The 19,924-nt window shown below is 71.3% G+C and carries 26 protein-coding genes; 14 read left to right on the forward strand and 12 right to left on the reverse strand.

What is annotated here, in order from left to right:
* The first annotated feature begins 147 nt into the window (after positions 1–147).
* Genes FM112_RS12950 through FM112_RS12965 form a run of 4 tightly spaced genes read left to right on the forward strand, consistent with a single transcriptional unit; the run spans position 148 to position 3,273 of the window.
* Complete coding sequence (locus FM112_RS12950) at positions 148–1,071, forward strand: hypothetical protein (protein ID WP_087008249.1); 924 nt, start codon at positions 148–150, stop codon at positions 1,069–1,071.
* Complete coding sequence (locus FM112_RS12955; protein WP_087008303.1) at positions 1,068–1,439, forward strand: GntR family transcriptional regulator; 372 nt, start codon at positions 1,068–1,070, stop codon at positions 1,437–1,439. Before FM112_RS12950 ends, FM112_RS12955 begins: the two co-directional genes overlap by 4 nt.
* Before the next feature lie 58 nt (positions 1,440–1,497).
* On the forward strand, positions 1,498–2,430 hold the full coding sequence (locus FM112_RS12960) for a MerR family transcriptional regulator (protein ID WP_254910496.1): 933 nt from the start codon (positions 1,498–1,500) through the stop codon (positions 2,428–2,430).
* A gap of 33 nt (positions 2,431–2,463) precedes the next feature.
* On the forward strand, positions 2,464–3,273 hold the full coding sequence (locus FM112_RS12965) for a TrmH family RNA methyltransferase (RefSeq protein WP_176386826.1): 810 nt from the start codon (positions 2,464–2,466) through the stop codon (positions 3,271–3,273).
* A gap of 49 nt (positions 3,274–3,322) precedes the next feature.
* Here the strand turns inward: FM112_RS12965 and FM112_RS12970 are convergent, their stop codons facing one another.
* The 6 genes from FM112_RS12970 to FM112_RS12995 all read right to left on the reverse strand — a co-directional run bounded on the left by FM112_RS12970 (position 3,323) and on the right by FM112_RS12995 (position 8,572).
* Positions 3,323–3,916: a hypothetical protein gene (locus tag FM112_RS12970; protein WP_140400687.1), complete on the reverse strand. Its 594-nt coding sequence runs from the start codon at positions 3,914–3,916 to the stop codon at positions 3,323–3,325.
* 227 nt (positions 3,917–4,143) lie between these two features.
* Positions 4,144–4,746 carry a hypothetical protein gene (locus FM112_RS12975; RefSeq protein ID WP_087008254.1) on the reverse strand — a complete coding sequence of 201 codons (603 nt, stop codon included), beginning with the start codon at positions 4,744–4,746 and terminating at the stop codon, positions 4,144–4,146.
* Positions 4,747–4,849: 103 nt separating this feature from the next.
* Positions 4,850–5,242, reverse strand: coding sequence for a VOC family protein (locus FM112_RS12980; protein WP_087008257.1), 393 nt, complete (start codon positions 5,240–5,242; stop codon positions 4,850–4,852).
* Between the two features lie 9 nt (positions 5,243–5,251).
* Positions 5,252–6,583: a Na+/H+ antiporter NhaA gene (nhaA, locus tag FM112_RS12985; RefSeq protein WP_176386827.1), complete on the reverse strand. Its 1,332-nt coding sequence runs from the start codon at positions 6,581–6,583 to the stop codon at positions 5,252–5,254.
* Between the two features lie 115 nt (positions 6,584–6,698).
* The gene (locus tag FM112_RS12990; protein WP_254910497.1) at positions 6,699–7,901 is read right to left on the reverse strand and encodes an MFS transporter; all 1,203 of its coding nucleotides are present in this window, start codon (positions 7,899–7,901) and stop codon (positions 6,699–6,701) included.
* Positions 7,898–8,572 carry a GntR family transcriptional regulator gene (locus tag FM112_RS12995; protein WP_087008261.1) on the reverse strand — a complete coding sequence of 225 codons (675 nt, stop codon included), beginning with the start codon at positions 8,570–8,572 and terminating at the stop codon, positions 7,898–7,900. The genes FM112_RS12990 and FM112_RS12995 overlap by 4 nt, the downstream gene beginning before the upstream one ends.
* Positions 8,573–8,664: 92 nt before the next feature.
* Here FM112_RS12995 and FM112_RS13000 point away from each other — a divergent pair, with 92 nt between their 5' ends.
* Positions 8,665–9,573 (forward strand): TIGR01777 family oxidoreductase, encoded by a 909-nt coding sequence (locus FM112_RS13000; protein WP_087008263.1) that lies wholly within the window; start codon positions 8,665–8,667, stop codon positions 9,571–9,573.
* Between the two features lie 170 nt (positions 9,574–9,743).
* On the opposite strand, the gene FM112_RS13005 is transcribed toward FM112_RS13000, so the two are convergent.
* Positions 9,744–10,541, reverse strand: a complete 798-nt coding sequence (locus FM112_RS13005; RefSeq protein ID WP_087008265.1) for a class I SAM-dependent methyltransferase — start codon at positions 10,539–10,541, stop codon at positions 9,744–9,746.
* A gap of 262 nt (positions 10,542–10,803) precedes the next feature.
* Here FM112_RS13005 and FM112_RS13010 point away from each other — a divergent pair, with 262 nt between their 5' ends.
* The 3 genes from FM112_RS13010 (at position 10,804) to FM112_RS13020 (ending at position 12,096) form a co-directional block, all read left to right on the forward strand.
* Positions 10,804–11,268, forward strand: a complete 465-nt coding sequence (locus FM112_RS13010; RefSeq protein WP_087008266.1) for a GNAT family N-acetyltransferase — start codon at positions 10,804–10,806, stop codon at positions 11,266–11,268.
* A 142-nt stretch (positions 11,269–11,410) separates the two neighbouring features.
* Complete coding sequence (locus tag FM112_RS13015; protein WP_087008268.1) at positions 11,411–11,743, forward strand: PadR family transcriptional regulator; 333 nt, start codon at positions 11,411–11,413, stop codon at positions 11,741–11,743.
* The gene (locus FM112_RS13020) at positions 11,740–12,096 is read left to right on the forward strand and encodes a DUF1048 domain-containing protein (RefSeq protein ID WP_087008270.1); all 357 of its coding nucleotides are present in this window, start codon (positions 11,740–11,742) and stop codon (positions 12,094–12,096) included. Before FM112_RS13015 ends, FM112_RS13020 begins: the two co-directional genes overlap by 4 nt.
* A gap of 52 nt (positions 12,097–12,148) precedes the next feature.
* On the opposite strand, the gene FM112_RS13025 is transcribed toward FM112_RS13020, so the two are convergent.
* Together FM112_RS13025 and FM112_RS13030 are read right to left on the reverse strand one after the other, a co-directional pair.
* Positions 12,149–13,426 (reverse strand): GTP-binding protein, encoded by a 1,278-nt coding sequence (locus tag FM112_RS13025; RefSeq protein ID WP_087008272.1) that lies wholly within the window; start codon positions 13,424–13,426, stop codon positions 12,149–12,151.
* Complete coding sequence (locus FM112_RS13030; protein ID WP_087008275.1) at positions 13,423–14,316, reverse strand: fructose bisphosphate aldolase; 894 nt, start codon at positions 14,314–14,316, stop codon at positions 13,423–13,425. The genes FM112_RS13025 and FM112_RS13030 overlap by 4 nt, the downstream gene beginning before the upstream one ends.
* A 118-nt stretch (positions 14,317–14,434) precedes the next feature.
* Between FM112_RS13030 and FM112_RS13035 the strand changes: the two genes are divergently transcribed.
* Entirely contained in the window at positions 14,435–14,947 is a 513-nt protein-coding gene (locus FM112_RS13035; RefSeq protein WP_087008277.1) for a DUF664 domain-containing protein, read from the forward strand.
* 66 nt (positions 14,948–15,013) lie between these two features.
* Here FM112_RS13035 and FM112_RS13040 read toward each other — a convergent pair whose 3' ends face one another.
* Both FM112_RS13040 and FM112_RS13045 read right to left on the reverse strand, forming a co-directional pair.
* Positions 15,014–15,268 carry a hypothetical protein gene (locus FM112_RS13040; RefSeq protein ID WP_254910498.1) on the reverse strand — a complete coding sequence of 85 codons (255 nt, stop codon included), beginning with the start codon at positions 15,266–15,268 and terminating at the stop codon, positions 15,014–15,016.
* The gene (locus FM112_RS13045) at positions 15,250–15,519 is read right to left on the reverse strand and encodes a ribbon-helix-helix protein, CopG family (protein ID WP_087008279.1); all 270 of its coding nucleotides are present in this window, start codon (positions 15,517–15,519) and stop codon (positions 15,250–15,252) included. Before FM112_RS13045 ends, FM112_RS13040 begins: the two co-directional genes overlap by 19 nt.
* 95 nt (positions 15,520–15,614) lie before the next feature.
* Between FM112_RS13045 and FM112_RS13050 the strand changes: the two genes are divergently transcribed.
* The 3 genes from FM112_RS13050 (at position 15,615) to FM112_RS13060 (ending at position 16,860) form a co-directional block, all read left to right on the forward strand.
* Positions 15,615–16,205, forward strand: a complete 591-nt coding sequence (locus tag FM112_RS13050) for a hypothetical protein (RefSeq protein WP_087008281.1) — start codon at positions 15,615–15,617, stop codon at positions 16,203–16,205.
* 110 nt (positions 16,206–16,315) lie between these two features.
* Positions 16,316–16,570, forward strand: coding sequence for a toxin (locus FM112_RS13055; RefSeq protein ID WP_140400688.1), 255 nt, complete (start codon positions 16,316–16,318; stop codon positions 16,568–16,570).
* Positions 16,567–16,860 (forward strand): ribbon-helix-helix domain-containing protein, encoded by a 294-nt coding sequence (locus FM112_RS13060; RefSeq protein ID WP_087008285.1) that lies wholly within the window; start codon positions 16,567–16,569, stop codon positions 16,858–16,860. Before FM112_RS13055 ends, FM112_RS13060 begins: the two co-directional genes overlap by 4 nt.
* Positions 16,861–16,920: 60 nt before the next feature.
* Here the strand turns inward: FM112_RS13060 and FM112_RS13065 are convergent, their stop codons facing one another.
* The gene (locus FM112_RS13065) at positions 16,921–17,949 is read right to left on the reverse strand and encodes an ornithine cyclodeaminase (protein WP_087008287.1); all 1,029 of its coding nucleotides are present in this window, start codon (positions 17,947–17,949) and stop codon (positions 16,921–16,923) included.
* Positions 17,950–18,152: 203 nt separating this feature from the next.
* Between FM112_RS13065 and FM112_RS13070 the strand changes: the two genes are divergently transcribed.
* Positions 18,153–18,584, forward strand: coding sequence for an Lrp/AsnC family transcriptional regulator (locus FM112_RS13070; protein WP_087008289.1), 432 nt, complete (start codon positions 18,153–18,155; stop codon positions 18,582–18,584).
* A gap of 64 nt (positions 18,585–18,648) precedes the next feature.
* Complete coding sequence (locus FM112_RS13075) at positions 18,649–19,779, forward strand: MFS transporter (protein ID WP_087008291.1); 1,131 nt, start codon at positions 18,649–18,651, stop codon at positions 19,777–19,779.
* The last annotated feature ends 145 nt before the right edge of the window (positions 19,780–19,924 follow it).

Here is a 19,924-nt window from a genome sequence, read left to right on the forward strand (position 1 = left end):
CTGTTTCGGGCCCATCCCCCTCATATCGGGCGTATGACCCGCTCACCGCCCTCCTAGTGCAGATCCTCCGAGGAACCTGAAGGGCGTTGACTCGGAACAGTTTGTATCAGTACATTCTTTGTATTGATACGTTCAAGGAGGTCAGCCATGAACATCGCCATCTGGATCGCCATCGCCATGGTCGCGTTCGTCATGCCCGCCACCGCGCTGACGAAGGGCGGCGCCCATCGGCCCGACGCCGAATCGCTGCGGCGATACGCGCAGTCGGCCGGCCTGCCCGTCACGGACGCGGTGAGCGGCCCCGTCGTCGAGCGCATCCGCCGCCGCCAGCGGGGCATGCGGATCGGCGGACTCATCGCGATCGTCGCCGGCACGGTCGGCGCGATCATCTTCGGCGAGCAGGACTCGTGGGGCGGCGCGCTGATCATGGTGCTGGCCGGCGTGGGCACGAGCCTCGGCGGCGCGTGGGCGATCGTCGCGCACCGCCCGTCACCGGACGAGCGGCGCCCGCTGATCGCGCGCACCCGCTCGGCCGAGCTCGCCGACTACCTCACCTTCGGGGAGCGCTTCGGCTACTGGGCCGTGCCCGGCGCGCTCGTCGTCGCCGCCGCGGGAGGCGCGATCCTGCTGCTGCAGCTGCCCGAGCCGGCCCGCGAGTCGCAGATCCCGCTCGGCCTGCTCGCGACCGGGCTCGCGCTGCTGCTGTGGGGCGTGTCGCTCTACTCGGTGCGGCGGGTGCTGGGAGCACCGGCCCGCAGCGGCTCCGACCTGGAGCTCGCGTGGGACGACGCGGAGCGCGCCGACGGCCTGCGGCAGCTCATGAGCCTCGCCGTGGTGACCTCGGGGATCGCGATCTTCCTCTGGGGCGTGCTGCTCCTCGAGTCGCTGACCACGGACGGCTTCTACCGGCAGCACACCGAGCTGAGCACCGCGCTGGGGCTGATCGCGCTCGCGTTCTTCATGGGGCTGATCGCGCTGATCGCTGCGGGGCCCATCGGCGCCTGGCTGAGCGGCCGGCGCCGGGGCCACGAGCAGCGCCGCCTGTGGCCGAACGGGGTGAGCGCGGCGTGACCACCTTGCGGATCGACCCGGGCGACGCGCGCCCGCCGTTCGAGCAGCTGCGGAGACAGCTCGTCGCGCAGATCGCCGCGGGCGAGCTGCCGCCCGGCACCAAGCTCCCGCCGGTCCGGCGGCTCGCGGCGGATCTCGCCCTGGCCCCCAACACCGTGGCGCGCGCCTACCGCGAGCTCGAGTCGGAGGGCTACCTGGTCACCCAGGGACGCAACGGGACGCTCGTCGCCCCCTCGGCGGCCACGGATGCGGAACTCGCCCGGCGCGCGGCGACGCTCGCGGAGTCCTACGTCGGCGAGATGCGGCGCCTCGGGCTCGCTCCGGACGCGATCATCGGCGCCGTGCGCCGCGCGCTCGACACCCGGTGACCGCTCGCGGGAGCACTCCGGTTAGGCTCGGAGAAGCCGATCCCGAGGACGGAGCAGGATGAACGGCCCGACCCACGAGCACGACGAACCGGACTCCCGGCGCGATCCACTCCTCGGGATGCACCTGCCCGTCTCGATGACGCCGCACTTCCGCGTCGGGCGCTCCGACGGACACGAGCCTTCGCCGGAGGAGGAGCTCACGGTGGGCGCGGCCGCATCGCTGGTCGGCGTGAGCATCCGCGCCCTCCACCACTGGGACGACCTCGGCATCGCGAGCCCGAGCGGCCGCACGCCGGCGGGCTATCGGCTCTACTCCGCCGAGGACGTAGAGCGCATCCACCGCATCCTCGTCTATCGCGAGCTCGGGTTCGGCCTCGCGAAGATCGGCGCCCTGCTCGACGACCCGGACGTGGACGAGGCGGAGCAGCTGCGTTCCCAGCAGCGGCTGCTCGACGAGCGCATCGAGGGCCTGCGCCGGATGTCGGATGCCGTTGCCGGCCTTCTCCGCGCCCGCGAGCGGGGGCGTCGGCTCACCGCTCGCGAGCAGGCGGAGATCTTCGGCCGCGGCTGGCGCGCGGACTGGGCCGAGGAGGCGCACGAGCGGTGGGGCGGATCGGAGCAATGGGCGGAGTTCGAGCGGAACGCGGCGCACCTCGACTCCGAGGACCGCGACGGGGCCCGACGGCTCGGCGAGGCGCTGTACCGCGATCTCGCCGAGGCCAAGCGCGCCGGCGTCCGGCCCGGGAGCGAGGCCGCCCACGTGCTCGCGGAGCGGCATCGGGCGCTGATCGGTCGGTTCTTCGAGTGCACGCATCCGCAGCACGTGGTCCTCGGCCGGCTGTTCGTGCAGGACGAGCGGTTCACCGCGCAGTTCGACGAGCTCGAGCCGGGTCTGAGCCGCTGGCTGCACGACGCCATCGCGGCCAACGCCCGCCGTCGAGGCGTGAACCCCGACGAGGCGACCTGGGCGGGCGGCTCGACGGGAGGTTGACCCTCACGTCGCGTCATGCCCGACGCTGGGTGCATGACAGGACGGACCACGATCCAGGGCGCCGAGCGCGTCGACTCCGCCTCGCATCCCGCGGCGAGGCGGGTCAGGGACGTCCTGCGCAGCACCGGCCGCCCCCGGACCATCGTGATCGACGACGAGGAGAACATCGACCGCGCACTGCGCTGCGGCGTGCCGATCGACAGCCTGTACTTCGCGGAGGGGTCGCCTCCGCGGTCCTCGCTGCTCGCCGAGCGCGAGGGCGTGCAGGCCTTCGCCCTCGCGGGGTCGATCACCCGCGATCTGTTCGGGGACGGGAAGCGGGCTCGGGTCTTCGCCCTCGCCCGCGCTCCGAGGCCTGCACGGCTGTCCCGGCTCCGCGGAGGCTCGGGCGACCTCGTCGTCCTCGACGGCGTGCGGCTGATGGGCAATATCGGGGCGATCATCCGCACCGCGCATGCGCTCGGCGCGGATGGAGCGGTGCTGCTCGACAGCGGTCTCCGCAGCGTCTTCGACCGCCGCCTGATCCGCGCCAGCCGAGGGCTCGTGTTCTCCCTGCCCGTCGTGCTCTGCACACCGGAGGAGTTCAGCGGATTCGTCCGCGAGGAGGGGCTCCCGCTCGCCGTGCTCGACTCCCGCCAGGGCCGGCCGCCGGATGCGCTGCGGCCCGTGCCGGGACGAATCGGACTCGTCCTGGGATCGGAGCGGAGCGGGCATTCCGCGCAGCTCGACGAGCTGGCCGAGCTGCGGTGCTCGATCCCCATGCGTCCCGGCGTGGATTCGTTGAACGTGTCGGTCGCGGCCGCGATCGCGCTCTTCGCCAGGCTCGCCCGCCCGGGTTCCTGATCGGCGCGTCCGCGCCCGGCCTCGGAGGTGGAGACCTCGTGGCCGGACGCTAGCCGCGCTGCCGCTCGTACTCGGCGGCGAGATCGGGACGGAAGCGTCGCAGCCAGTCGCCTACACGGCCCTGGTACCAGTCGTCGACGACCGCGTCGGGCGCGATGCCCACAAGCGGGGCGCCCGAGGCGTCCGTACCCCAGGATCCGAGGTTCTGCGCCAGCACCTTCTGCGCCAGCGGGTTGTCCGCATCCGCTTCAAGCGCGCCCCGGCCGAGGATGCCGAGCGACCCGCTGAGATTCTGCGCCGCCCGGTTCACGCCGGCGGCGAACGCCTGCCCCACCCCGGCGCTGGATCCGCCGATGCCGCCCTCGATGCCGCGCATCGGCTTCACGTTGCCGATCCCGGTCATCTGCTCCCAGCGGAGCTCCCGTGTGATGCCGCCGTCCTTCAGGCACATCCCCTGCGGGCTCACCGACAGCCAGGACTGCTCGAGCCCCATGCGCTGCAGCTTGAGCCACAGCAGCACGAGGCCGATCATGACCACCGCCGCGATGCCCGCCGCGAGCCAGAGCCGGGCCTGCCCGGCTTCCATCCCGAACGCCGGCAGCAGCAGGCCGTTGAGGATGAACCAGAGCAGCAGAAACGCCACGACCGGCAAGAGTATCACCGCGGATCTGAGGTTGCGGGACGCGCGCGATCGCGTGTCCTCGACGGTGAACCGCTCTTCCTCGGTGAAATCGTTCGCCACTGCTTCCGGAGTCATCATGCACCTCGTCATGCATCTCGATCGTCGTTCGTGGTGCGCGATGGTAGCGGAGTCGCCTCCGCAGCCCCGCGGAGAACGCCCGCCCTGCTCTGAACGGCCTCGCCGCGCCGTCAGCCGCAGCGCTCGGCCTCGGCGCGCATGGGATCGATATCGCCTTCGAGCGCCGGGACGACGGTCTCCGCCCACCATGCCGAGGTGTCGCCGCCGTGCTCCCCCCGCCACTCGAGCTCGGGGTAGGCCGTGATCCGGTCCATCGCGGCGCCGAACGCCTGCTGGTCGCGCTCGTGGAACGCGCGCACGGCCTCCGCCTCCCACACGCACAGCCATCCGGCGGCGATGCCGGCCTCGGCCGTCGCGGAATCGGGAGCCGCCTCGGGATCCTCGTATCCGGCGAGCCCGAACTCGAGGTCGGCGCCCTCCGGGAGGTCGGCCAGGTACGGCTCCGCCAGGAGGGAGTAGAACTCGTCCGGCGGCGCCTGCTCGGCGCGATCGTAGGCCCCCGCGGGCTGCTCGGGCGGTCGGTAGGCGGGGTCCGGCTCCCAGGTGGGCACGGGGCCGGCCGCGTCCGACGGCACGCTCTCCGCGCCCGTCCCGCCCGGGGTCGCCCCGCCCTCCGCCGAACCCGTCCGCAGCGCGAACCCCGCGACGACCAGTCCGATGACCACCACGATGCCGATCGCGAGCAGCAGCCCGATCTTCGTCGCCCTCGTCACGGTCCTTTCCTTCCCGATGCGCACCCCGCCGCATCACACGCCTCATCGCCGGCCTCCTCGTCGTCCCGCCGTGGAGCCGACACGGCCCGCCCCGCTGCGCGAGTCACTCCTCGCACAGGCAGAACGGATGCCCCACCGGATCGAGGAACACGACGAACTTCCCGTCCTCGCTCGGCTGGTGCCCGTGCCGCACGGCGCCCGCCGCGAGCGCCGCCGGCGTGGCCTCCTCGATCGAGTCCACGTAGAAGTCCAGGTGCGCCTGCTGCGGGATCGGGCCCTCGGGCCAGTCCGGGACGCGGTAGCCCTCGATCTGCTGGCAGCCGAGCATCACGTTCTGCTCGGCGCCCTCCGGCGGCAGCACATCCGCCCACTCCGGGTACTCGGACGACATGCGCACCCGCCAGCCGAGCAGCCCCGCATAGAACTCCGCGAGGGCACCCGCATCGGGGCAGTCGAGGGCGAGCACGGTCTTCTTCGTCCGGATCGGAGCACTCATGCCCCGAGGCTAGCGCCCCTCGCCCTGATAGACATCAGGAATCCCGTCGCCGTCCTCGTCCGCGCTGTCGCGCTGGTGGATGTGCTTGTAGTGCCGGTTGCGCAGGCCGAGCAGCACCGAGGCGAGCAGCGCGGCGATGACCGACGCCGCGAGGATCGCGACCTTCGCGTAGTCGTGCTCGGCGGAGCCCGACTCGAAGCTCAGCTCGGCGACGAGCAGCGAGACCGTGAATCCGATGCCCGCCAGCAGGCCGACGCCGACGAGGTCGATCCATCGCAGCGCGGGATCGAGCCGGGCCCGGAGCACCTTGGTCGTGAGCCAGGTGGTGAGCACGATGCCGATCGGCTTGCCGAGCACGAGCGCGGCCATGATCGCGAGCGTCAGCGGATGCGTCGCCGCCTCCTGCACGCCCTCCCAGCCGCCGACCGAGACCCCCGCGGCGAAGAACGCGAACACCGGCACGGCGAATCCGGCCGAGAGCGGGCGGAAGCGGTGCTCGAACTCCTCGGCGAGACCGGGCTTGACCCGGACCTTCGGCGGCGCGTTGCGCCGGTGCGAGACGGGGATCGTGAAGCCCAGCAGGACGCCGGCGATGGTGGCGTGCACGCCCGAGGCGTGCATGAGCGCCCAGCCGACGATGCCGATCGGCAGCAGGATGCACCAGGCCGCGAAGGGGCGCAGGCCGAAGAAGTCTCGGTACCGCTGCGCGATGAGCCCGTAGAGCGCGATGACCGCGAGCGCGAGCACCAGCGGCAGGATCTCGATGTGATCGGTGTAGAAGATCGCGATGATGCTGATCGCGATGAGGTCGTCCACGACCGCCAGGGTGAGCAGGAAGATCCGCAGCGCGCCGGGCAGTCGCGAGCCGATGATCGCGAGCACCGCCACGGCGAAGGCGATGTCGGTGGCGGTGGGGATCGCCCAGCCCTGGGCCAGGCCGTCCTGGCCCCGGACCAGCAGGGTGTAGAAGATCGCGGGCACGGCGACCCCGCCTGCGGCGGCCGCGATCGGCACGATCGCCGTGCTGAACTTCCGCAGGTCTCCGACGACGAATTCGCGCTTCAGCTCGAGGCCGACGAGGAAGAAGAAGATGGCGAGCAGGCCGTCGGCCGCCCAGGCGCCGAGGCTCAGGCGCAGGTGCCACGGCTCGTAGCCGATCTCGAAGTCGCGGAGCGTGAAGTAGGACTCCTGCAGCGGGGAGTTCGCCCAGAGGATCGCGATGACGGCGGCGCCGACGAGCAGCATGCCGCCGACCGTCTCCTTGCGGAGCAGAGTGCCGATGCGGACCGCCTCGGCGAAGGTGCCGTAGCGGGGGAAGGTGTTCGGCGTGCGGGAAGAGATAACGGCCTCCAGGGTCGTCGATGCGGATACCTATCGCCGACCAGACTTCCCGGCACACCTGTCGTCACCCGCCAATCGTGCGAGCGACGAATGCCATCCTACGTGCCGCGACGGATCACCGCGCCCGGCGCGCGTTCCGCTGCACGATGGCGAGGCAGAGGAGGCAGACCCCCGCGAGGATCGCGAGCGATGCGAAGTAGGGCAGCACGGGCAGCAGCGCCGCGATGGGCGTGGGCAGCAGGAAGCCGATGTAGGTGAGCGCGTAGTACACGCCGGTGAGGCCCGCGAGGCCGCTTCCGGTCTCGACGGCGATGCGCTGCACGCGGCCGAGGCCGGTGGTCATGCACAGCCCGTAGGCGCCGCCGAGCACGATGCCGGTCAGCACCGAGAGCACCGGGTCGCGCATCCCGGTGGCCGCCGCGGCGAGCAGCAGCCCGCCGGCCATGGCGATCAGCCCCGTCTGCAGGCCGCGCCCGCCGGTGGCCCGGTCGATGCGCATCGCGAAGCTCTGCACCACCGCGCCCGTGCCGAGCGTCACGACCGTCAGGATGGTCGCGAAGATCGTCGTCATGTCGCCGAACACGGGCTCCGCGCTGGCCGGGACGACGGCGTAGGCGACGCTGGCGGCGGTGAACACCCACGGCGCGGCGGGGGCGATGATGCCGACGAAGTCGCGGTGCCTCGCGGCGGGGACGCGGAGGTCGTGCCACCAGGCCGAGCCCGTGCGCGCCTTCGCGCGCGACTCCGGCGCCGCGAGCACGAGGGGCAGCGCCGCGAGGCTCAGCGCGCCGTGGACGATGTAGGGCAGCACCGCGGGCATCGGCGCGAACTGCGCGAGCACGCCCGTGACGCCGGCGCCGAGCGCGAAGCCGAGCGTGATCGTCAGCGAGGGGCGCCGGGCGCCCGCGACCGCACCCGCATCCTCGAAGGGCGGCGAGGAGAGCTCCTTGACCCACGCCGTGCCGACAGACATCGCCACGCCCACGCCGATGCCGGCGAGCACGCGCCCGATGCACAGCAGCGGATACGAGTGCAGCCCCATGCCCAGCAGCAGGCTGCCGAGCAGCGAGAGCGCGACGCCCGCGAGGAACACCGGCTTGCGTCCGTGCCGGTCCGAGAGCGCCGAGGCCACCATGAGCCCGGGCGCGAGCCCGAACACGTACATGCCCAGCAGCAGGTTCGCCTGCCACTGCTCGTAGTGCCCGAGCGTCGTGTAGAGGTGCAGCAGCGGGGTGAAGTGGTTGCCGCCCCAGGCGAGCAGGAACATCTCGGGCGCGACAAGCAGCCAGCCCGGCACGCGGGCGCCGAGGCGGCTCACGGGGCGCCGCGATCCGGGTCGTGCGCCGCCGCGAGGTGCGCGTCGAGCGCCGCGGCGAAGCCCGCCGCATCCCCGTCGGCGAGGAGCCGGGCCAGGGCCTCGTGGTCGTCGAGCAGGCCGGCCAGCACCTCCGCGCGGTCGGATGCGGCCGCGTGCGTGAGCCGCGCGAAGCGGGGTGCGAGCGTGCCGCACAGCTCGTCGACCACGGCATTGCCGAGGCTCTGGATGATGCGGGCGTGGAAGGCGTAGTCGGCGCTCGCGAAGGCGAGCAGGTCGTCGTCCCCCACGGCGGCGCGCTGGCGCTCGAGCTCGGCCTCCAGCCCCTCGGCGAGGATGCGCTGACCGCCCGCGTCCCGGGCGATGGCCTCGGCGGATGCGCGCTCGAGCATCGCGCGCAGGGCCATGAGGTCGCGGCGCTCGGCGGGGGTGACGGCGGTGACGACCGCGCCCTTCTTCGGCGCGATGCGCACGAGGCCCCAGGCCTCGAGCTGGAGCATCGCCTCGCGCGCCGGCGTGCGGCTCGCGCCCTCGCGCTTGGCGATCTCCGCCTCGGTCAGCAGGGCTCCGGGCGGATGCGCGCCCTCGACGATGCGCCGGGCCTCGGCGGCGGCGATGCGCACGGCGATGGGGGATGCATCCGTTCGTTCCCAGGGGAGCTCGTAGGCGGACATGGGAGCAGCATACGCTCATCCATGCATTGATGCATGCATCACTGTCGCGCCGTTCTGCGGGCCCGCGCAGTCTCGGCGCATAGGGTCGCCCCATGACCGACGACACCGACCGCATCATCATCTCCGGCTCTTCCGGCCTCATCGGCGGCGCGCTCGTCGAGTCGCTCCGCTCGGACGGCATCCGGGTCGCCCGCCTCGTGCGCCGCGCGCCCCGCTCCGCCGACGAGATCGAGTGGCACCCCGGCGAGCAGCCGCTCGACCCGGCCGTGATCGCCGGCGCGCGGGCGGTCGTGAACTTCAACGGGGCGAGCATCGGCAAGCTGCCGTGGACGCGGCGCTATCGCGATGTGCTGCGCAGCTCGCGCCTGCTGCCCACGCGCGCCCTCGCGAGCGCGATCCGGCGGCTCGGCGCGGAGGCGCCCGCCCTCGTCTCGGCCTCCGCCGTCGGGTTCTACGGCGACCGCCCGGGCGAGCTGCTCACCGAGTCGAGCGACCGGGGCGACTCCTTCCTCGCGCTGCTGAGCGCGGCGTGGGAGCGCGAGGCGCTGCTCGCGGGCCCGGATGCGCGGGTCGCGCTGCTGCGCACCGCCCCGCTCCTCCACCCCGAGGGCGTGCTCAAGCCGATGGTCGCGCTCACCCGATTCGGGCTCAGCGGGCCGCTCGGCACCGGTCGGCAGATCTGGCCGTGGATCTCGCTCGACGACGAGGTGCGGGCCATCCGGCACATCATCGACCACGGCCTCGAGGGGCCGGTGAACCTCAGCGGCCCCGAGCCCGCGAGCGCGAACGAGATCGGCCGCACGCTCGCGGATCGCCTGCACCGCCCGTTCCTGCTGCCGGCGCCGGCCTGGGCGCTCCGGCTGGGATTGAGCGCGGATGCGGCCGATTCGCTGCTGCTCTCGGATGCGCGGGTGCAGCCGAAGGCGCTCCTCGATTCCGGATTCGAGTTCTCGCATCCGACCGCGCAGGCCGCGATCGACGCCTCCCTGCAGGACGGCTGAGCGGGAAGTCAGTCGCCCCGGAACGAGTACATGGGCCACGGGATGCGGTGGGCGGTGCCCTCCGCTCGGCGGCCTTCGCGCCCAGTCGCTGACGCCGGCAGGTGCGATCATGCCCGAGTGCCGACGCCGCGAGCGCGGTCACGCCCGCACGCCGACACCGCCGGGCGCGATCACGCCCGGGTGCCGACGCCGATGAGCGTGGTCGCGTCCAACGCCTCGACGCCGTCCTCCCGGAACGAGCGCAGGTATTCGACGCGCACCCGGTCGATCTGCGCGTCGTCGAGGCCGTTCAACGCCGCGACGAACCCGGACCCGGTGACCACGAGCCATGCGATCTCCTCGGAGACCGGCAGCGTCAGCGGGGCCTCCGTCACCCGGACCTGCTCGAGGCCCAGCTCCCGCAGCCAGTCGGCGAACGCGTCGGGCTCGTCCACCCGGTCGACGAGGTGCCCGGACCGCTCCCCCGCGGCGATTCCCGTGACCCGCTCGAGCGCGCCCTGCAGGCGCCGCCCGGCGTCGACCATCGCACCGCGGCGCCAGATGGTGAAGCACACCCGCCCTCCCCGGCGGGCGCGGGCGATCAGGTGGCGGGCCCCCGCCGCCATGTCGGGGAGGAAGAAGACGCCGAGCACGCACTGCACGAGGTCGTAGTCGCCGGCCTCCCAGGTGGTGATGTCGGCGCGGTGCGCGCGCAGCGAGGGAAGGTGCGCGCCGTTTCCCCGCAGGCGCTCGAGCAGGGGCTCCGAGACGTCGACGGCATCCACGGCGCCGTCCCGGCCGACGCGCTCCGCCGCCGGGATCGCCGAGGCGCCCGTGCCGCAGCAAGCGTCGAGCACCCGCTCGCCGGTCCGCGGCTCGGTGCGCCGCACCGTCTCCCGCCCGATGGGCTGCCAGAGATGCCGCCCCAGGCGGTCGAAGTCCCGCGCCGCCTGGTCGAAGCCCCGGTCCTCGTCCTCCCGCTGCGCCATGGCCCCGCCTTTTCTCCCTCGCCATCTCAAAATTGATAACCATTATCAACTACAACCCTGATGATCGACCCCGCATCCCCCCTCACGAACTTGGCGCCCTTCTGTGGCCTTCCCCCTCCCTGCATGACGATCTCCCGCCAAGTTCTGCACTGGGCGAGGGCGAGCCGGGTCTGCTGCGCCCCGACGCCGTCGGTTCGCAACGCTGGCCTCTCGCACCGCCGTCGGCGAAGATGGGGATGCAACCGCATCGATAGGAGCACCGATGGCCAGTTCCGCCCCCATCTCCGTCCGCCCCCTCGACCCCTCGGATGCCGACCGCTGGCGCGAGCTCTTCAAGGCCTACCGGGAGTTCTACCGGCTGCAGGAATCGGCGGAGGTCGAATCCCGCGTATGGGGATGGCTCGTCGATCCGGACCACGAGTCGGAGGGGCTCGTCGCCGAGGACGACGGCCGCATCGTCGCGATCGCCCACTACCGCCGCTTCGCCCGCCCCTCCACCGGCACGGTCGGCATCTGGCTCGACGACCTCTTCACCGACCCGCAGATCCGGGGCAAGGGCGCGGGCCGCGCCCTGATCGAGCGGCTGCAGCGGATCGCCGCGCTCGAGGGCCGCTCGGTCGTGCGCTGGATCACCGCCGAGGACAACCGGCAGGCGCAGGCCCTGTACGACACGCTCGCAACGCGCACCGACTGGGTCACCTACGACGCGAAACCGGCCGAGGCCTGACCGCGGCGGCGAAACCTCCCGTCCACCTCCGCCCCAGCTCCGCCCGACACAGCCCGCACAGCAACGCAGGACTTGCACCGTCGCCTACTCAGCGTTACAGTGTACCCGTACCAAGCAATATTGAGTAGTAAAGGCGGGCGGATTGGCGCGACAGATGACCGAGATGCGCAAGGGCGTGCTGGAAGGCGCCGTGCTCGCGATCATCGCCGAGCATCCCACCTACGGCTACGAGATCCGCTCCCGGCTGCACGGGCTCGGCTTCGAGGACATCGCCGAGGGCACCGTCTACGCGCTGCTGGTGCGAGTCGAGCAGCGCGGGCTCGTCGACGTCGACAAGGTCCCCTCCGAGAAGGGCCCGCCCCGCAAGGTGTACGCCCTCAACGGCGCCGGCGAGGAGCAGCTCGCCGCGTTCTGGTCCGACTGGGACCTGCTCGCCGACCGCCTCGACCGACTCCGAGAAGGAACCGCACGATGAACAGCATCCTCGAAACCGTCACCGGCAGCCTCGGCGAGAAGCGCCGCTGGCGCGAAGCGCAGGCGCGCATCAAGGCCCTGCCCGCCGACTACCGAGCGGCCGCGCAGGCCGTGGAGCGATACCTCATGCACTTCGGCGTCGTCTCGAAGGGCGACGTGCTCGTGCAGATGACCGACGACCTGGCCTCGCTCTTCGAGCAGGCCGCGGCGGACGCCACGCCCATCCGCTCGGTCGTGGGCGAGGACCCCGTCGGGTTCGCCGAGGACTTCCTCGCCAACTACGCCGACGGCCAGTGGATCGCCAAGGAGCGCCGTCGCCTCGTGACGGCCATCGACGCCCTGGCCGAGCGCTGATCCCGCGGCCCGGCATGCCGAGATCGCGGCCAGACCACCGCACCGACCCCGGCTACCCCGCGCCCAATCCGTCGATGGCCACCGTGCGCTGCGGCCAGGGGTCCTCGAACTCCTCGCCGTACCGCCAGGCGAGCACCTCGTCGTCGGTGCACAGGCAGGACTCCAGGAGCGCGAGGAAGGCCCGCGCATCAGCCTCCTCGCCGAGCAGCGTGATGCTGGTGCGCCGATCGCCGAACACCGGGTCGATCGCCGCCACCTCCCGCTCGAGCGCGTCGATCTCGTGCGGCAGGAGCCGCCCCTCGTCGTGCTCGAGCACCCCGGCCTTCCAATAGCCGAAGAAGCCGAGGTCGACCCCGCCGCCTGCCTGGTTCCAGAGCAGCACCTTGTCGTCCCGGCTCGGGATCCACGCCATCCCCTTGCTGCGATAGAGCGTCTGCGGCAAGGCGGTGGTGTACGCCTCCCAGAGCCGGATGGGATGGAACGGCCGCGGGGTGTCGAGCACGAGCGAGACGAGGTTCCCGGTCTCGGGATGCGCCGCATCCCGCTCCTCGATCTCCCGCCCGAGTCCGGCGACCCTCGAGCGATCGTAGGGACGCTTGCGAAGCACGTCATCGAGCCGGAGATTGCCGTAGTGGAGCCCCACGACCCCCGCGCCGGGGTTGAGCCGGTGCAGCTCGCGCGCGGTGCGCCGCACCTGCTCCGGGGTCAGCTTGTCGATCTTCGTGAGGTACACGTCGGAGGCGAACATCACCTGCTCGCCGATGAGCATCTCGATCCCCAGCGCCCCGCTCTCGAACTGGCGGCCGATTCGAGCCGCCAGCCCCGAGCCGCAGTCGAAGTCGTCGCGCAGCATGGCGGCGTCCACGAGCGAGAGGAAGCCGTGGAGCTCGAGCCGCCGATGCCGCGCGATGGCCTTGATCAAGGGCCAGGGCCGGGTGCTCCCCGAGGTCTCGATGAACAGGTGGTCGGGCTCGATGCGCTGCACCATCTCATCGGCGGCCTCGATGAGGGCCGGCAGCAGCGCGGCGCTGTGCACGCTGCCGCCGCTGATGCTGGCGAAGCTGCCCCGCTCGCGGCTCACCACCTCCGTCTCCTCGACGACGATGCCGTCCACGTCGAGCGAGCTCATGTCGTTGACGATGACGCCGGGCCGCAGCCGGGGCGAGCGGCGCCACGCCTGCACGAGCAGGCTCTGCAGCAGCGTGGTCTTGCCCGAGCCGAGAAAGCCGTTGAGCACCGTCACCGGCACCGGCCGCTGCTCGGCGAGGTGGCGGGCGCGCTTCCGAGGGTCGCCGCTGCGCGCGGGGTTCGGTCTCCGCCCTTCGCTCATCGCGGCCCGACCGAGGCGCGGTGGATCGACTCGATCGATTCGTCGAGAACGCGATCGAACTCGTCCTGGCCCTGCCCCTCGTGGAGTCCGTCGAGCAGCGCCCTGCTGAAGCTCGCGATGAGCCCCGGATTGCGGGAGAGCCGCTCGTTCGCCTGCTCGCGCGAGTACCCGCCCGAGAGCGCGACGACCCGGGCGACGTTCGGATGCGCGATCAGGTCGCCGTAGAACCCGTCCCGCTCGGGGATGCTCAGCTTGAGCGCGATTCTCCTCTCGCCGAGCCCGGCGAGAGAGGCGAGGATCTCCTCCCGCAGCAGCGCCTCGATCTCGGCGCGGTCCGGGGCGGTGATGTCCACCTCCGGCTCGAGGATCGGCATCAGCCCCGCGGCGAGCACGCGTTCTCCCAGCTCGAACTGCTGCTCGACGATCCTCCGGATGCCCGCGCGGTCGGCGCGATGGATGACGGAGCGCTCCTTCGTGCCGAAGACGCCGCGCTCCGCCGCCCGCGCCAGCGTGTCCTCGAGGCCGGGGATCTCGCGCATCGGCCGCACGCCGTCGCGCTCCTCCTCCACGCCGCGATCGATCTTCAGGAACGGCAGGATGCCCTTCCCAGCCCAGAGGTAGTCGACGACGTCCCGCCCGTCCACGTTCCGGTCGAGCGTGCCCTCGAACAGGATGGCGCCGAGGATGCGGTCGCCGGTGAACGCCCGGCTCGTCATGACACGGGTTCGCGCCTCGTGGATGAGATCGAACATCGCCCCCTCGTCGGCGTACCGGGTCTCGTCGACGCCGTACTGCCGGAGCGCCTTCGGCGTGCTGCCGCCGCTCTGGTCCAGCGCCGCGATGAATCCCCATCCCGTCTCGAACCGCTCGAGTCGCCGAGCATCGACCATGGTGGCCCCCTTTTTCGTCGTCCGTGGTTTCGATCAGACTAATTGATAATTATTCTCAACAGCAGGGAGGGTGCGCCCGCACCGACGACGGTCAGCCGCGAAGCCTACCGTGGCGTCCATGAACGCCATCGAGATCCTCATCGACCTGGCCCGGCGGCCGCAGGAGTCGGCCGAGATGCTCCGCGACTCGCTCACGCCCGAGCTGCTCGACGCGCATCCGCACCACGACAACTCGATCGCCTGGCTGCTGTGGCACGCCGCGCGCGAGCTCGACGAGCAGCTCTCCGCACTCTCGGGCGAGGAGGCGGTGTGGACCGCGCAGGGCTTCGACCGCCGCTTCGGCCTCGACCTCGACGAGCACGCGATGGGATACGGCGACACCGCCGAGCAGGCCCGCGCCGTGCGGGTCGACGACCCGGAGCTGCTGCTCGACCATCTCGGGGCCGTCGTCGACGCGCAGGTCGCCTACCTCGAGACGCTCGACGAGACCGCGCTCGGCGAGGTGATCGACGAGCAGTGGGATCCGCCGGTGACGCGCGCCTCCCGGCTCGTGAGCATCTCCGTCGACGCCGCCGAGCACGTGGGCCAGGCCGCCTACATCACCGGCATGGGCGCGGCCGCGTTCGAATAGGGCCCGCAGCCGCGAGCGAGACAACTCGCGACCCGCAGATCTCAAAGGCGGATCAGCGCAATACTCCTATTCGAGAAGGCGGACGTATTGCGGACGCGCTTTCATCACGTGGATCAGCTCTTCCGTACCGTCATCCCACAACAGCACCACGGTCTCCAGGAGCCGGCTCTTCGTATCGAATCCGAGCCGCATGACCCGTTGCGGGTTCTCATCATCGAGCAGAATGGTGATGACAGACCGAGTCGCGGCTTCAATGCCATCCTCTGCCGCGATGCGATGCTTGAGCGCCGAGCCTCGAACGATCACGCCGCGCGCGACCACTCGGCCAACGCTGCCCTGATCGCCTCGGAGCGGTTCAGGTGTTCGCGTTCTGCACGCTCCATCACCGCGGCGAGCTCTTCCGCCGTGAGCCGCACGGGGATCACTTGCGATGGCTCGGCACCACGCCCTGGCCGACCTCCAGCAACCCGCTTGCGGAGTTCCTCGACATCGTAGCCGGCCTCGGCTTCGGCGACCCAGGCATCGACTTCGGCTTCGCCGACCTCGCGCCCTTGGATGATCCGCTTACTCATACCCCTATCGTATTACGAATCCTTCGGACTTTGTTCGGCGGACGCGAAGCCCTTGCCGTCCGCTGAACGCCGCGAGCGGCCCTATGCTTATCGCCATGAGCAGAAGGGGCGCCGCGGGCGCGAGGCTCGCGGTCGTCGCGGCGCTCGCGCTCGCAGGATGCTCGGATGCCGAGATCGCACCCGGGCCGGGGCCGTCCGCGCCGTCGCCCGAGCCGCGGACCACGCTGCACCCGGACGCAGGGGCGGCGGATGCCGAGGGCCGGCAGGACGTGGCGTTGGGCGAGGCGGCGACGATCCTCGACGACGAGGGCGAACCGGTCGGCACGGTGACGCTGCTCGAGGTCGACCGCGAGTTCGAATGCGATGGCGAGTTCGCCGAGCCGCCGGCGAACGACGGATTCATCGGCCTCCGCTTCGAGGTGACGACACCCGCAAGCGAGGAGTACGCCTCCGATCTGGCGTTCGGCGAGACCTACCTTTCCGGCTACGACACCGCGGGCGAGTTCCTCGCCGACGAGTACGGCACGGGATATCTGTGCGCCGAGGACGCGATCGGCCCCTTCTACCCCGCCGGCGAGACGGAGACGGGCTGGATCGTGCTCGACGCATCCGACGAGCTCGCCGCCGTGGCGACCGAGTCGGACCGGCGCCACGACCTCTACTGGCAGTGGCGCCTCGACGACTGATCGTCGCCGGCCGGGCAGTCAATGGCATCGAACGGAACGAACCACGGTTTCGTACACAAAACACGGGTATTCTGTACACGAAACCAGGACGGACGGTGAGGATGATTCATGTGCAGGTCCACGAGTCGGCGCTCAAACGTGGCTTGCACGTCGACGAAGTGATTCGCATGTGGCGCGAGGGGACCGACGAGACCGTGATCGACGACGACGAACCGCCGCGATACATGCGCCTGGCGTTCGACGGGACCGGCCGGCCATGGGAGCCGGGGGCGTTATCGTTCGGTCACGGCAGCCGATACCTCGTGATCCATGCGATGCCGGCCCGTAAATCAGTAGTCGCCAGGATGCAGAGGAGGTTGAGATGAGCAAGCCCGCCAAGCCCGTGAACGGCTCCTACGGAGAAATCGACGGGGTGGAGATCACCGAGGAAGTGGTGGCCCGCCTCGTCGAGAACGCCGAAGCGGGATTCCCCGGTGCAACGTTCCGTTCTCCGGGACGGCCATCGCGTACGAACGAGCCATCGCACGCGGTTACCGTGCGGCTCAGCGAATCCGAACTCGCCGCGGTCATGGCGCGCGCCGAGCGCGAGCACCGCACCCGTTCGGAGGCGATCCGTGCAGCCCTTGCGGAATGGGCCGGCGACGACGCTGCGTGAGCAGCGCAGTGGCGCCTCGACGACTGATCGTCGCCGAGGCGCCCTCGCGAGGCGCCGCCGCTAGTGGACGGGGCTGTTGACGCCGACCAGCGAGAAGAGGTCCTTCGGGTCCTCGGGATCGGCCACGAGGTCGATCTCGCTCTGCAGGTCGGTGCCGGCCGTGGCGTCGCGGACGAAGCGCAGGGCCGAGAAGTCCGCGATGGCGAAGCCCACGGAGTCGAAGAGGGTGATCTCCTCGTCGCTCTTCCGGCCGGTCTCGTCGCCGGTGAGCACCTTCCAGAACTCGGTCACGGGGTAGTCCTCCGGCTTGTTCTGGATCTCGCCCTCGATGCGGGTCTGCGGCGGGAACTCGACGAAGATCGAGGATCGGTCGAGGATGCGCTCGTCGAGCTCGGTCTTGCCCGGGCAGTCGCCGCCGACGGCGTTGAGGTGCACGCCGGGGCGCACGTGCCGGTCGAGCAGCACCGTGTTCTGCGCCTTGTCGGCCGTGCAGGTGGTGATGATGTCGGCGCCCTCGACGGCCTCGTCCACGGATACGGCCGCGGTGATGCGGAACCCGAGGGGCTCGAGGTTGCGGCGCAGCTTCTCCACCGCCGCCGGGTCCACGTCGTACACCGAGAGGTCCTCGATGCCGAGCACCTCGCGGATCGCGAGGGACTGGAACTCCGACTGGCTGCCGGCGCCGATGAGCGTCATGCGGCTCGAGTCCGGGCGGGCGAGATGCTTCGCCACCATGGCCGAGGTGGCCGCGGTGCGCAGCGCCGTGAGCAGCGTCATCTCCGAGAAGAAGGTCGGGTAGCCGTTGTCCACGCTCGCGAGCATGCCGTAGGCGGTCACGGTCTGGTAGCCGCGCGCCGGGTTGAAGGGGTGGCCGTTCACGTACTTGAACGAGTAGGTCTCGGAATCGGCCGTGGGCATCAGCTCGATCACTCCGAAGGGCGTGTGGCTCGCCACTCGCGGCGTCTTGTCGAAGCTCTCCCAGCGGCGGAAGTCGGACTCCAGGTAGCCGATCATGTCTCGGATGATGGGCCCTACGCCCTCGCGCTGGATCCAGCGGGCCATGTTGGGGACGTCTACCAACTGCGGCATTGATTCTCCTCACTAGTCCGGTCCGGCATCGCGCCGGAATCGATCGTTCGAACAGCGCACTGCACCGGGAGCTGTCTGACGCAAAGAACCTACTGATTTAGATGTGCGTCCGGAATTGCAGAACCGCGCACATTCTGTGAAGCTTTCGAACACTTTGCGCCGTATGCGAGAGCAGAATGTCGCGGTGACGGTATCCTCGACGCATGACTCCGCTGTCCGAACTGGATCGAAGGCTGATCGCCGAGCTGCGCAAGGACGGGCGCGCGCCCGTCTCGACCCTCGCGCAGAAGCTCGGCGTCTCGCGCGCCACCGTGAGCAAGGCGATCGAGCGCCTCACCGCGGCCGGCGTCATCGTCGGCTTCACCGTGCGGATTCGCGACCCCGCCCAGAACGAGCAGGTCTGCGCCATCTCGTTCATCGAGGTCGAGGGGTACACCACCGACCACGTGATCTCCTCCCTGCGCGGCTTCCCCGAGATCACCAAGCTGCACACCACGAACGGCGGCTGGGATCTCGTGGCGGAGATCGTCTGCGACGACCTCGCCGCGTTCGACGACCTGCTGCGCCGGGTGCGGTCCATCCGGGGCGTGGTGAACTCCGAGACCTCGCTGCTGCTCAGCTCGGTGGTCCGCTGAGCGCGCGGGCGCGCCGAGCGCGCAGACTCGGGCGCCTCATCGAAGCCCCGGAAGGAGGCCGGTCATGACCCGCAGGGCGGTGGCATCGCTGACGGCGGCGGTGGCGCTCGGCGTCGCCGTGTTCTTCACGCTCTACTCGCTCGTGCCGGTCACGAGGAGCGACGAGCCCGGCCTGAGCAGCCTGTTCGTGGGGACGATGATGACCTTCGTGATGGGCGTCCAGGTCTTCGCCCCGGCCCTCGTCCGCCGGGGCTCGCTCCGCCTCGTCCTGGCGGTCTCGCTCGCCGTGCTCGGCATCGGCGCCCTCATCACCGGCATCGCGCAGGGCACGGCGCTGCTGCTCCTCGGCGCCGTGTCGGGCGGGGCGGCGTTCGGCGTCCTCATCGTCGCCGGCGCGCAGGGCGTCGCGCTGCTGGTGCCGGGAGAGCGTCTCGGCAGGGCGCTGGGCGTGTACGGGCTCGTCACCATGGCCGCCTCCGCCATCGGCTCCCCGGCGGGAGTGCAGCTCGCCCTCGCGTTCTCCCCCTCCGTGTTCGGCGTCTGCGCCCTCGTCGCGGGGCTGCTCGGCGCCGTCCTCTCGTTCGGCATCCCTGCAGGGGTCGGCCGCACCGGCGCGGGTGCGGCAGACGCGGCTGTCCCGACGGCGCGCCGGCGCGGGCCGCTCGCGGCGCTCTTGGGCATCCCCTGGCTCGCGGTCGGCCTGCTGCTGGCCGCGGTGGTGCTGCTCTCCCACGGCCTCACGAGCCTGCCGGTGACCGCCGCGGCACAGGGCGCGGCGCTCGTGGTGTTCGCGGTGCAGGCCGGCAACGCGCTCGGCCGCTGGCTCGGCGGCGAGCTGGAGGCGCGCACCTCCGCGCGCGGAGCCGTCCTCGCGGGCGCACTGCTGCTCGCCTCCGGCGGCGCGCTCGGCGCCCTCGTACCGGGCCCCGCGTCCGCGATCGTCTCCGGGGTGCTCCTAGGCCTGGGCGTCGGCGTCGTGCAGACCGTCACCCTGCACACGACGATGCTGCGGATGGATTCGGGGCGCGCCTCCGTGGTGTGGAACCTCGGCGTGGACGGCGGCCTCTGGATCGGCGGCATCCTCTGGGGCCTGGCGATCGCGTCGGGGCTCGTCGGCCCGGGCGCGCTCCTGTGCTCCGCGCTCATCCTGGTGCTCGGCGGCGTGCTCGCGCTCCGGCTCCGCGGAGCGCCGTAGGCGCGCCGTCGCAGCTGTCTCTTATACACATCTCCGAGCCCACGAGACGCGTAGTAATCTCGTATGCCGTCTTCTGCTTGAAAAAAAAAAGGGGGGGGGGGGGGGGGGGGGGGGGGGGGGGGGGGGGGGGGGGGGGGGGGGGGGG

It is taken from the genome of Gulosibacter sp. 10, from assembly GCF_900163695.1.
Lineage (GTDB): Bacteria > Actinomycetota > Actinomycetes > Actinomycetales > Microbacteriaceae > Gulosibacter.

Bases quoted from the DNA above. Each gene is read 5' to 3' on its own strand.
- FM112_RS12950 (WP_087008249.1), top strand. From the start codon at position 148: ATGAACATCGCCATCTGGATCGCCATCGCCATGGTCGCGTTCGTCATG.
- FM112_RS12960 (WP_254910496.1), top strand. From the start codon at position 1,498: ATGAACGGCCCGACCCACGAGCACGACGAACCGGACTCCCGGCGCGAT.
- FM112_RS12965 (WP_176386826.1), top strand. From the start codon at position 2,464: ATGACAGGACGGACCACGATCCAGGGCGCCGAGCGCGTCGACTCCGCC.
- FM112_RS12980 (WP_087008257.1), bottom strand. From the start codon at position 5,242: ATGAGTGCTCCGATCCGGACGAAGAAGACCGTGCTCGCCCTCGACTGC.
- FM112_RS12995 (WP_087008261.1), bottom strand. From the start codon at position 8,572: ATGTCCGCCTACGAGCTCCCCTGGGAACGAACGGATGCATCCCCCATC.
- FM112_RS13000 (WP_087008263.1), top strand. From the start codon at position 8,665: ATGACCGACGACACCGACCGCATCATCATCTCCGGCTCTTCCGGCCTC.
- FM112_RS13005 (WP_087008265.1), bottom strand. From the start codon at position 10,541: ATGGCGCAGCGGGAGGACGAGGACCGGGGCTTCGACCAGGCGGCGCGG.
- FM112_RS13010 (WP_087008266.1), top strand. From the start codon at position 10,804: ATGGCCAGTTCCGCCCCCATCTCCGTCCGCCCCCTCGACCCCTCGGAT.
- FM112_RS13020 (WP_087008270.1), top strand. From the start codon at position 11,740: ATGAACAGCATCCTCGAAACCGTCACCGGCAGCCTCGGCGAGAAGCGC.
- FM112_RS13025 (WP_087008272.1), bottom strand. From the start codon at position 13,426: ATGAGCGAAGGGCGGAGACCGAACCCCGCGCGCAGCGGCGACCCTCGG.
- FM112_RS13030 (WP_087008275.1), bottom strand. From the start codon at position 14,316: ATGGTCGATGCTCGGCGACTCGAGCGGTTCGAGACGGGATGGGGATTC.
- FM112_RS13035 (WP_087008277.1), top strand. From the start codon at position 14,435: ATGAACGCCATCGAGATCCTCATCGACCTGGCCCGGCGGCCGCAGGAG.
- FM112_RS13045 (WP_087008279.1), bottom strand. From the start codon at position 15,519: ATGAGTAAGCGGATCATCCAAGGGCGCGAGGTCGGCGAAGCCGAAGTC.
- FM112_RS13050 (WP_087008281.1), top strand. From the start codon at position 15,615: ATGAGCAGAAGGGGCGCCGCGGGCGCGAGGCTCGCGGTCGTCGCGGCG.
- FM112_RS13060 (WP_087008285.1), top strand. From the start codon at position 16,567: ATGAGCAAGCCCGCCAAGCCCGTGAACGGCTCCTACGGAGAAATCGAC.
- FM112_RS13065 (WP_087008287.1), bottom strand. From the start codon at position 17,949: ATGCCGCAGTTGGTAGACGTCCCCAACATGGCCCGCTGGATCCAGCGC.
- FM112_RS13070 (WP_087008289.1), top strand. From the start codon at position 18,153: ATGACTCCGCTGTCCGAACTGGATCGAAGGCTGATCGCCGAGCTGCGC.
- FM112_RS13075 (WP_087008291.1), top strand. From the start codon at position 18,649: ATGACCCGCAGGGCGGTGGCATCGCTGACGGCGGCGGTGGCGCTCGGC.